The sequence below is a fragment of the Winogradskyella sp. genome, from assembly GCF_016744625.1.
Lineage (GTDB): Bacteria > Bacteroidota > Bacteroidia > Flavobacteriales > Flavobacteriaceae > Winogradskyella.
This window is the reverse complement of record NZ_JADGDZ010000043.1, coordinates 17292-27831: the sequence shown is the minus strand read 5'-3', so window position 1 is coordinate 27831 and position 10540 is coordinate 17292. Positions and strand designations below refer to the sequence as shown.

The following is a 10540-nucleotide window of genomic DNA, read 5'->3' as shown; positions in this document are numbered from 1 at the left end:
ACTTATTCGTCCAACCATCATAATCATTTAGTCTTCCGTTTTAAGAAACAGAACTTTCAACTGTACGCATAGACGTTGTACCAACAGCACAAACTCGTCTCTTGTTATTAATTCCTTTATTTATTTTATCTGCAGCTTGCTCTGTAATGACAATCTCTTCGCTATCCATTTTGTGCTTCGATAAATCTTCTACCTCAACTGGGTTAAACGTACCTAAACCAACATGCAATGTTACTTCAGCCATTTCAACACCTTTAATTTCTAAACGTTTTAATAAGTGTTTAGAAAAGTGCAAACCTGCAGTTGGTGCAGCAACAGCTCCTTCATTCTTAGCGAAAATCGTTTGGTAACGCTCTTCATCTTCTGGCTCAACCTCTCTCTTAATATATTTTGGAAGAGGTGTCTCACCTAGCTGTGTTAATTTTCTTCTAAAATCTGTATATGACCCATCGTAAAGAAAACGTAAGGTTCTACCTCTAGAGGTTGTATTATCAATAACTTCAGCAACTAATGTTTCATCCTCACCGAAATATAATTTGTTACCAATTCTTATTTTACGAGCAGGATCTACTAAAACATCCCAAAGACGTTGATCTTGGTTTAACTCACGTAGCAAAAATACTTCGATACGCGCACCTGTTTTTTCCTTATTACCATATAATCTAGCAGGAAATACTTTAGTGTTATTTAAAATCATCACGTCTCCTTCATCGAAATAATCGATAACATCTTTAAACATTTTATGCTCAATAGTTTGCTTCTCTCTATTAAGCACCATCAATCTAGATTCATCTCTGTGTTCTGCAGGATGTTCTGCTAATAATTCTTCTGGAAGGTCAAAACTAAAGTGTGATAATTTCATATATAATTTTTATTTTTTTAACAAGTTGCAAATATACAATCTCAACATAGGCCTTGTCAAGTAAATAGATGTTTATTTTAAACTGAAGCCAATTGCTTTAAAATCTTCCCAAAATTGCGGATAAGACTTACTCACTACATCTGCATTTTCTATTAAAATTGAAGTTTTTAATCCAAGTGGCGCAAATGCCATGGCCATACGATGGTCATGGTATGTAGCAATAGAAATTCCACTTTTAATTTTATTTGAAGATTCTAAACGCAAAGTATCTTCAGAAATAGTGACTTCTGCACCTAACTTTTCCAATTCAGTCTTAAGTGCAACTAATCTGTCTGTTTCTTTAATTTTTAGTGTGTGTAAACCTGTCATTTCACATACTTTACCTAAACCAAAAGCAGTAACAGTGATTGTCTGAGCAATATCTGGTGCATCACTTAAATGAAAATTTAAATCCTTTGTAAAAGCTTCATTCATCTTAACCAGTCTAATACTATTCTCATTGTAATGAGTTTCAACTCCAAAATTTTTATAGATCTCGTCTAATACAGAATCACCTTGTAAGCTTTCTTTTTTATATGAAGCTAAAGTAATTTCTTTGCCAATGCCACTTAATGCAATAACACTATAAAAATAGGATGCAGACGACCAGTCAGATTCAACTGTCAACGTTTGTTTCTTAAGTTTTGAATTTTTAGGTTTAATCACGATAGTATTTTTAATAAAACTAGTTTCTACACCAACTTCATTCAATAAACTCAAGGTCATTTTTATATAAGGTACAGAAGTAATTTTCCCTTCCAGATTCAACTCTAATCCATTCTTTAACCTAGAAGCTATGAGTAGTAATGCCGAAATATATTGACTACTTACATTGGCTTTTAGAGCAACTTTATTTTTAGTGAGTTCTTTGCCAATAATCTTTATTGGTGGAAAACCATCATTTTCGAGATAAGAAATTTCAGCACCTAGTGATCTTAAGGCATCGACTAATATTTTTATTGGACGCTCTTTCATACGAGAAGAACCAGTTAAAGTAACTTCTCTATCATTTTGAACAGAAAAATAAGCGGTCAGAAATCGCATTGCTGTACCAGCATGATGAATATCAACAATTGTATCATTTGATGATAATGCTTTTTGCATTAACACAGAATCATCTGAATTAGATAGGTTTTCTATTGAAATTTCAGGGTAAAGGGCTTGTAATAATAACAAGCGATTAGATTCACTTTTAGATCCAGTGATTTGAATCTCTTGTTGACTAAGAAGCTTTGATTTTAGGATACTAACGTCCATAAGGAAACTCTAAATAAAATGAAGCTACAAATCTACTTTAATTTATCATTATTATGATGTCTATCGTGATCGCGTTTTGTTTTTTTATTCATTTTTTTATCAAAAGCAACCTGTAAATCTATACCTGTTTGGTTTGCCAGGCATAAAACAACAAACATAACATCCGATAACTCTTCACCTAAATCCTTGTCTTTATCACTTTCTTTTTCGCTTTGTTCACCATAGCGTCTTGCAATAATACGTGCCACTTCACCTACTTCTTCTGTAAGTTGTGCCATATTGGTAAGCTCATTAAAGTAGCGCACTCCATGCTCTTTAATCCAATCATCAACTTCCTTTTGTGCGTTTTTAATATTCATAATTAAGCTTTTGTTAATACGATTTGTTCTGCTTGTTTTTCTACAAGTGAACTAAAAAAACTTTTAAACACTTTATAATCTAAAGACCCAATGATTGGGTTGTTTATATCTAAATTAACTTTTAATTGCAAATATCGTCCATTCTCTCTTAATATATACTGAAACTTAGCATCACCATCCTTAAATTCCATAATTTCATTTTCAGGTAGTGATTCGACGTTATAACCTTCTGGTAACATTATATTAATAAGATATTTATCTTCATAAGGCATTATAAAATCAATAGGATATTGACGTTCTTCCAGTTTAAATGGATTTTCTTTTAATGCAAGAAACAACAATGGTGAGAAATAAAGTTTATCTCCAACTTCATCAACTCCATCAGACAATTCATACTCATAAGATACTTTTACAGGCTCTGTAATATCTTTCTTATTTTCAAAATTCAGTTCAGCAATTTCTAAATCACCTTTATCAGATTCCAAAGCTTTAATATGATCTTCTTCTGTGGTTAATGCATACTTATTTCTATACCTTAATGCTGAATATGAGTTAAGGCTTTTTGAAACTTTACCAGAAACGGAGAAGTCATCATTTATTTTAACATTTAACCTAGTCGATTCCAAGGATTTTGCCTGTGACATTATATTTATCCATTGAGAGTTACCATCTTCTGTAATCACTCTTCCTCTCCAATTGAGAACGCGTTCTGGTAGCACATTATTTGTACTAAATGGTTCAGTAGCATCAATTAACATATAGCTCTCCCCTTTTTTAACCATACAAATAACATAGTTAAACCCTTCTCGAGTTGGAAAAAGTGGAATTCCATTATTTCTGGTACTTATTAAAACCGGATAAGCTTTAATACCTTGAGAACGCAACATTGATGTTACCAATAAATTGATATCTGCTACATTACCAACACCTTCTTTGTATGCAGATCTAATTCCTTTTTGTGTGTATTTACTATAATTACCATTCCATTTCACTTTAGATTTTACTAAATTCTCAACTAAAAACGCTTTTTGAAAATCATCTGTTACACTAGATAATAATGTATTTATATCATCCTTATAAAAATTTGACCGACTTAATTGGCCTCCAAAATTATCACTTTTATAAATGGTCTTTGTGACCTCTTCCCAAGATGAAGAAAATGATTTCTCCACAACCTTATAGGTATTTAAAATGGCGCTGAGCTCTAAAGCCATTTTACTTCTATAGTTGTTTATGTTACCTGCATAGGCTTCAGCTCTTAAAGCTGGCACATCAGTTTCTTCTGCACTAATTATATTTACTATGTACTTAAACGGAACCGTTAAGTTCTTAGCAGATTCTTTTATTTTTGGATAATAAGATGCCTTTAAATTCATCTGCTTTTTATACACATAATATTCTGGTGTTGCTATTTTAACATCTAGTTTGTTAATCGGAATCCGATATTGAAAAATGATATCATCAATACCTAATGATCCCGTTGTAATTTTATACTTATACTCAATTACTGAACCTTCTTTAATATTAGGCATAGTAAAAGAGTTTATTTTTGTGTATTCGTTATAATCCTCGTTAAATTTGCCCTCACTGCTTAATTTGTCTTTTATAATTTTACCGTCTACATAGTTAAATGTCACTCCTTTAAGTCCACTCATATTTTCTTCAAATCGCGAACTTCCTTGATATAGATATTCTTTCTTTGTTGCCCAATCAAATCCATCTTTATTATATACTTTAATTCGTTCATGAATTTCTCGTTGCTGCATAAAACCATCCGATTCCGTGAAATAAAAACTTATGGACTCATGCCTATAGAGTACGGCTGCAGAAGCTGAAGAATCTATAGGATGAAATTTTTCTTGCAACTCTTCTTTAGATACTTTTCCGAATTTAAAATTTTGACTAATAACTTGATTAAGACTTACAACAGTTATTATAATAAAAAATAGATGTTTCATGCGTTTGAAATATTGGTTTTAATAGCTAATATAAATTGATCTGATTTTTAAAAAGACAGGCTTAAACTTTTATAAGAACAATTTTAGTTTTGTCGTTCTTCACAATTTTTTTTCTAAAATCTCTAAAAGCTTTATAATCTTCTTTTTGGTAATTTCCTTTATTTAGAATATAAGTTCTAGTGTATTTAATTTTGTTATCTTCTAAAGTCTCTAATTTAAATTTATAAGTTCCGAATTTGGTATTGAGTTCTTTACCCTCAGTCATGGCTTCTATCTTAAACCCTTCTGGAATTTGAATCATAAACTCATCGGCATCTTTAAAAGAACGATCTATTTTAAATCCTAATTTTCGCTCAGGATATCGCGGAGGAATTTGAGTTACTTTATTAAACATATTAGGTTGAAGAATAAACCTATTACCACTTTTAGAAGCGTAATTAGTTGAAGATAACTTTATGCTTTCATTGTAAACTACTTGTTCTTTATCATTAACAATGGTAATATCATCAATAGTAATGTCATTGATATTATCCCAGTATTCTTTATAATGTAGTTGTTGATCTCTATCTGTTTCATTTTCTATACCTTGATGAAGATTATACTGATATCCTGTAGTTATAATATTAACATCTGCTATAAAACTGCCTGTAATATCTAATGCGATCTCAGCTGTTGTTTTTTGAACACTATCATCAGCTTCGTACACTTTTGTATGCACAATTTCTCCACCTTCTGGTTTCACAACTAACACATCTCTATCGTCTGTAAAACCAGCTGTAAATCCGAAAGGATTGGTTTGACTTGTACATTCTAGCCATATATAATCATTATTATTAGGTATTGCTAAGATTACATGATTAGTTTGTCCCTGAAAAGACACAAAATCTTTATCAACATCTTGGAGTTTACTTGATGCGAATAATCTTGTATAATAGGACTCTACACCAACATGTGCTAGTAACGCTTTGGTATAATTTGAAAGCCCTTTGCAATCTCCATATTTTACTTCATCTACTGTTAAAGCATCAATAGGTTGCATTCCACCAATACCTTCCTGAACGCTTATATATCTAGTATTCTGTTGTACATAATTATAAATTAACTGTGCTTTCTCTATAGGGTTTTTAACACCTTTAACTAGATTTACGGCTAACTCTTTTGTTTGTTCAGACAGTACTAATTTGTCTTTTAACATTTTCTCATACATCCACTTTCCCTGATTTTTCCAATCTCCATTTCTTCCTTCCACACCATTAATCATAAACTTATCTAAAGCGTAACTCAATCTTGGCGCTATTAATGATAACTTTGGACTATAGGCCTCGTATTCTATAGAAGCTAATTTCTCAGCTTTAAAGTGATATTTTGACACTTTTTCTATATTTAAATCATCAAAATTTTGCTCTTTAAATCTTAACTCTTCACCTAAATTGTTTTCAATTTTTAGTTCTGAAAATTGAACTGATAAATAATACCCATCTATTGGCATCCAATGAGGTAAATATGACGTACTCTCATGATGAACCTCAGATTTAAATTCAATAGTAAATGGAAAGTTTAAAGGTGTGTAATCATAATACAATACTCTATTATCTGAATATAACGTACCACCATTTACTGCACTTGCATCAGTGAAATCTTTTTTTCTGATTTTTTTAATTTCTTCACCTGTACTATCAAAAACTTTAATTTCAATATTTTTTATTTTTGTATCCTCACTATAGTGTTCATAAGCCTTTGCATGCCTGACCCCCTCTTTATTATAAACAGTGACAATACGTTTTCTTCTAATTACCATATCATCATAATCATTAATTATAATCTGTCTGGTTACGTACCTAACAACAGCATTGGCTTTAGTTTTGAGTTCTTCTGGCACAAATAAAGAACTATAAACATCTTCTGTTTGCGAAAAGCTATAAAATGATAGGAATACTAAAAAAATGGATAGCGTAGACTTTATGTTAGGCATGAAGTTGATTTAATTGAGTTTGGTCACACAATATAGAAAGTTAATCAATTCCTTCAAATGCTTTTTATCATATATTTCTTACGCTTTTCAATTATTCGATAATCTGCTTATTTATTAGGCTTTTGATATTAATTATCTAATTTTCTTATTATAAACGCAATGCCTAAAATTATAAAACAAGGAATACCAATATATTTAAGCTCACTTAGAATAACATTAACTCCCCATTCTGAAAAGAATTTTTCTACACCAATAGGTGAAACTTTAATTCCTCTAAATGAAAAGAAATATCTTGAACTTTCAAAAGGAATGAAAAAACCAACTCCTTTTCCGCCAGATGTCATTGCGTCCAAAATTCCGTGTGATACTATTGATAAAAACAGAACAGTTACAAATATGAACTTTCTGCTCTTTCCAAATAAAAATGACAATAACATACTCCAAAGTATTGCAAACAGTATGGAATGTGTAAATCCGCGATGACCAAAAGGATGAGAATAAGGGATTCCAAAATTGAAGGCTAAAACATCTAAATCTGGTATTATAGCTGATCCAATAGCTAAAAACAAAAGTAACCTACTAGATTTAGAATCTATAAGTTTCGATGTTGTATAAGCCACTAAGCCATGACCAAAAATTGATGCCATTAGTCTTTTTGCTTAGAATCAATGATTATAGTTACTGGTCCATCATTAACCAAATGTACTTTCATATCTGCACCAAACTCACCTGTTTGAACTTGCTTACCTAAATATGTTTGCAATGTATTTACAAATGTCTCGTACAGCGGAATTGCAATATCTGGTTTTGCAGCCTTTATATAACTTGGTCGATTCCCTTTTTTAGTACTCGCTTGAAGTGTGAACTGGCTAACCACAATCACATTTCCATCTGTATCTAATAATGAAGTATTCATAACCTTATTTTCATCTGGAAAAATGCGAAGGTTAATTATCTTTTTACATAACCAATCAATATCTTCTTGGCCGTCTTCATTAATAATACCTAATAGCACTAGAAGCCCTGTTTTAATAGATGCAACTTTTGCATTATTAATAACAACAGATGCTTCAGAAACCCTTTGTATCACAACTTTCATTCGTTATCCCAATTATCGGTTCTGTAATGTTCATTTTCACCTTCTAAAATCTGAATATAGCTTCTATATCTCGAATAAGAGACTTCATCGTTTTCAAGTGCATTTTTCACCGCACATTTAGGTTCTTTTAGATGCAGACAATTATTGAATTTGCAATCTTGTTTTAGTGCAAAAAACTCAGGAAAGTAATCACCTACTTCTTCCTTTTCCATATCCACAACTCCAAAACCTTTAATTCCTGGAGTATCAATTATTTTAGCATCGAAACTTAAATCGAACATCTCTGCAAAAGTCGTTGTATGCTGGCCTTGCATATGTTGCTGAGAAATAGCTTTTGTTTTTAAGTCGAGACTAGGTTCTATTGCATTTACCAAAGTAGATTTACCTACTCCAGAATGACCTGCAAACATGCTTACTTTATCTAACATTAATGCTTTTACTTTATCTACATTTTTTCCTGTAGTTGCAGAAATATCGATACATTCATATCCTATTTGTCTATAAACACTCGCTAAGTATTTTACTTCTAGTAAGGTTTCTTCATCATAGGTATCTATTTTATTAAACAACAGAATTGTTTTTATAGAATAAGCTTCAGCAGTCACTAAAAAACGATCAATAAAACTTGTAAATGTTGGCGGATTATCTATAGTGACTAATAAAAATACTTGATCAATATTAGACGCAATAATATGGGTTTGCTTAGATAGGTTTACTGATTTACGAACGATATAGTTTTTTCGTTCTTCAATGCGGTTAATGACTCCGGTTTCTGTATTATTTTTTGCCTCTAATTCAAATTCTACTATATCACCAACAGAAATAGGGTTAGTACTTTTTATGCCTTGCAATCTAAAACGCCCTTTAATACGGCATTCATAAAATTTACCATTTAAGGTTTTTACAGTGTACCAACTGCCTGTAGATTTATATACTGTTCCTGTCATTTACATTTCTTACCAACAACAAAGTAACAACATTAAACTAAAAAATCATTATTTTAGATACTTAATACTTAAAACACATATCATGAAAAAAAACATTTTATTTATTGGATTACTCGTGGTAGGATTTATTTCATTTTCATTTCTTAGCAAAGAAAAATTAAATGAAGAAAAATCAATCGCTCAAATTGAGTACAAAGTTGTTACTGTTGTAGAATCTATTGTCCCTAATGGGTTAGGACGATCTAGAATGATTTCTGCAAACGAAGTAAAAGATTACAAAGAATTTACAACGGTTAGATCTGGTGAGAAAGGCAAGGACGAAAAAAATAAATCTAAAAGAGGTGAAATTAGAATTAAAGATTATGAAGAAACTAAACTCTTAAACTTCTATAACCTAGGAGGTATTCATTTTCAAAATATAGCTGCAAATGATGCTATAATGACATCAAAGGTTAATACGATGATAGCCGAAGGTTGGGAATTAGCATTTATTAATACTGGTGTAGAAAGTTCTGGAGGCAAAGGTGATGGCCAAGGTATTTTTATAACTCGATATACTTTTAAGAGAAATCTGTAATAAAAAAAGGCTCGCATATAGCGAGCCTTTTTTTAATCTTTATTGACTAATGGTCATTCGACCTAATTTGTCTTTACTTTTTCTAGACGAATAGATGATATATTCAGATGGAGACGTTCTGTAAAATACTCTTGGACGTAAAACCAATTGATATTTTTCAGCGTTCTCCTGATCTAGTCTTGTAAAGTTACCTTCACTATCAAATGTCATTGCAGCTGGCACAGCTTTGTTATAGTTACCTAACCATTTAATTTTTTCGATATCAGTAACACCATAATTTTTAGTATTATCATTAAAAATAACTGTTAACTTATCATTATGATAAATTGGCATTGCACTAAGATATTCTGGTCCTTTTCCCATAACTGTTAATGGCACCATAATACCTGCACTTACCGAAAAATTACCTTGATTAGAAAAGCCAAATATCCCAAGAGATAGTGTTGTATAAGAAGCCTTTTGTTTTTTAGGAATAACATTAGACCAAGCTACTGTTCCATCTGGATTTAAAGATGTAACTATTATCTCATTATTAATAAATGTGATTGGTGTAAATGCTAATGGACCTATTCCAGCCGCTCTTCCTTGGATTACTAATTGATATTCTGATAGTAAAATTAAACCTCCATCATTCTTTTCAATTAAACTATGTGTTACATAAAGTGGCTTTACATCTTTACCTTTTTTAGCACGACGCTCACCTATTAATTTCACTTTAGTTTCATAATCAAATTCATTAAAATTAAGACGATCAACAGTATTTGTAGCAACAGTTACAGCAGCAGCATAAATCCCTTTAAGCTCTTTATTTGCTTTTCCATTTTTTCTAACACTAGAATAAAAACCAACTAAATGTAGTTGACCTTCTTTATTTGCCAACATCTCACAATTAATAATCTCTTTATCTTTAAATTTTATGTCAATAATCTCTTTAGCATATCCATTAGAGCTTTTAAAAGCGTGTACCTGAAATTTTTCGTTATTAGTTTTAGTCTTTCTATCTCTAAAACTTTCATTAATAACTAAAAACACATCATCATTAACACTCACATCATAATCTGATATTGTAAATTCTAGTCCTTTTCTGTCCTCAAAAGGCACTTTCTCAATGTGAGACATTGTTGAATCTAAATTCTCATCTAATAATTTAACTTCGTACTGAATCACTTCTTCTTTATCAAAAAGTGCCGCATGCATAATTAACAAACGATCTCTAGTTGGCGAATCCTTAAAATAAAATGCACCTTGCTCTCTTTTCTTAGTTACCTTAGTTGTAAACAGTTTTACTTGCTCATTAGCAAGCTTACCACTAGGTAAAACTTCAATACCGAATAAATTAGCTTCTTTTTGTTTCTTATCATAAACACTACCAAAAACATATATCTTACTTCCTATTAAGGCAATTTCTTCAAAATCTATAGACTTATTTTTAAAGCTAGACAAATCAATTTCATTTGTAGAGATTAATGA

9 protein-coding genes and 1 pseudogene are annotated in these 10540 nt (G+C 31.1%); 1 reads left to right on the top strand and 9 read right to left on the bottom strand.

Going from position 1 to position 10540, the window contains the following annotated elements; genetic code table 11:
- Positions 1 to 43: 43 nt before the first annotated feature.
- The 8 genes and pseudogenes from queA to rsgA form a co-directional block, all read right to left on the bottom strand.
- Positions 44 to 862, bottom strand: a pseudogene (gene queA, locus QZZ53_RS10225) (tRNA preQ1(34) S-adenosylmethionine ribosyltransferase-isomerase QueA); the annotation flags it as partial.
- A 72-nt stretch (positions 863 to 934) separates the two neighbouring features.
- Positions 935 to 2158, bottom strand: coding sequence for a 3-phosphoshikimate 1-carboxyvinyltransferase (locus tag QZZ53_RS10220; RefSeq protein WP_296384232.1), 1224 nt, complete (start codon positions 2156 to 2158; stop codon positions 935 to 937).
- Between the two features lie 32 nt (positions 2159 to 2190).
- Complete coding sequence (locus QZZ53_RS10215) at positions 2191 to 2517, bottom strand: nucleotide pyrophosphohydrolase (protein WP_296384230.1); 327 nt, start codon at positions 2515 to 2517, stop codon at positions 2191 to 2193.
- Between the two features lie 2 nt (positions 2518 to 2519).
- Positions 2520 to 4475: a transglutaminase domain-containing protein gene (locus QZZ53_RS10210; RefSeq protein ID WP_296384228.1), complete on the bottom strand. Its 1956-nt coding sequence runs from the start codon at positions 4473 to 4475 to the stop codon at positions 2520 to 2522.
- 61 nt (positions 4476 to 4536) lie between these two features.
- The gene (locus QZZ53_RS10205) at positions 4537 to 6447 is read right to left on the bottom strand and encodes a DUF3857 domain-containing protein (RefSeq protein ID WP_296384226.1); all 1911 of its coding nucleotides are present in this window, start codon (positions 6445 to 6447) and stop codon (positions 4537 to 4539) included.
- 128 nt (positions 6448 to 6575) lie between these two features.
- Positions 6576 to 7094 (bottom strand): metal-dependent hydrolase, encoded by a 519-nt coding sequence (locus tag QZZ53_RS10200; protein WP_296384224.1) that lies wholly within the window; start codon positions 7092 to 7094, stop codon positions 6576 to 6578.
- Positions 7094 to 7546 (bottom strand): D-aminoacyl-tRNA deacylase, encoded by a 453-nt coding sequence (dtd, locus tag QZZ53_RS10195; protein WP_296384223.1) that lies wholly within the window; start codon positions 7544 to 7546, stop codon positions 7094 to 7096. The genes QZZ53_RS10200 and dtd overlap by 1 nt, the downstream gene beginning before the upstream one ends.
- Complete coding sequence (gene rsgA, locus QZZ53_RS10190; protein WP_296384221.1) at positions 7543 to 8493, bottom strand: ribosome small subunit-dependent GTPase A; 951 nt, start codon at positions 8491 to 8493, stop codon at positions 7543 to 7545. The genes dtd and rsgA overlap by 4 nt, the downstream gene beginning before the upstream one ends.
- 82 nt (positions 8494 to 8575) lie before the next feature.
- Between rsgA and QZZ53_RS10185 the strand changes: the two genes are divergently transcribed.
- Entirely contained in the window at positions 8576 to 9070 is a 495-nt protein-coding gene (locus QZZ53_RS10185; RefSeq protein WP_296384219.1) for a hypothetical protein, read from the top strand.
- A gap of 39 nt (positions 9071 to 9109) precedes the next feature.
- Here the strand turns inward: QZZ53_RS10185 and QZZ53_RS10180 are convergent.
- Positions 9110 to 10540 (bottom strand): hypothetical protein (locus QZZ53_RS10180; protein ID WP_296384217.1); only part of this gene is annotated, 1431 nt, incomplete at its 5' end.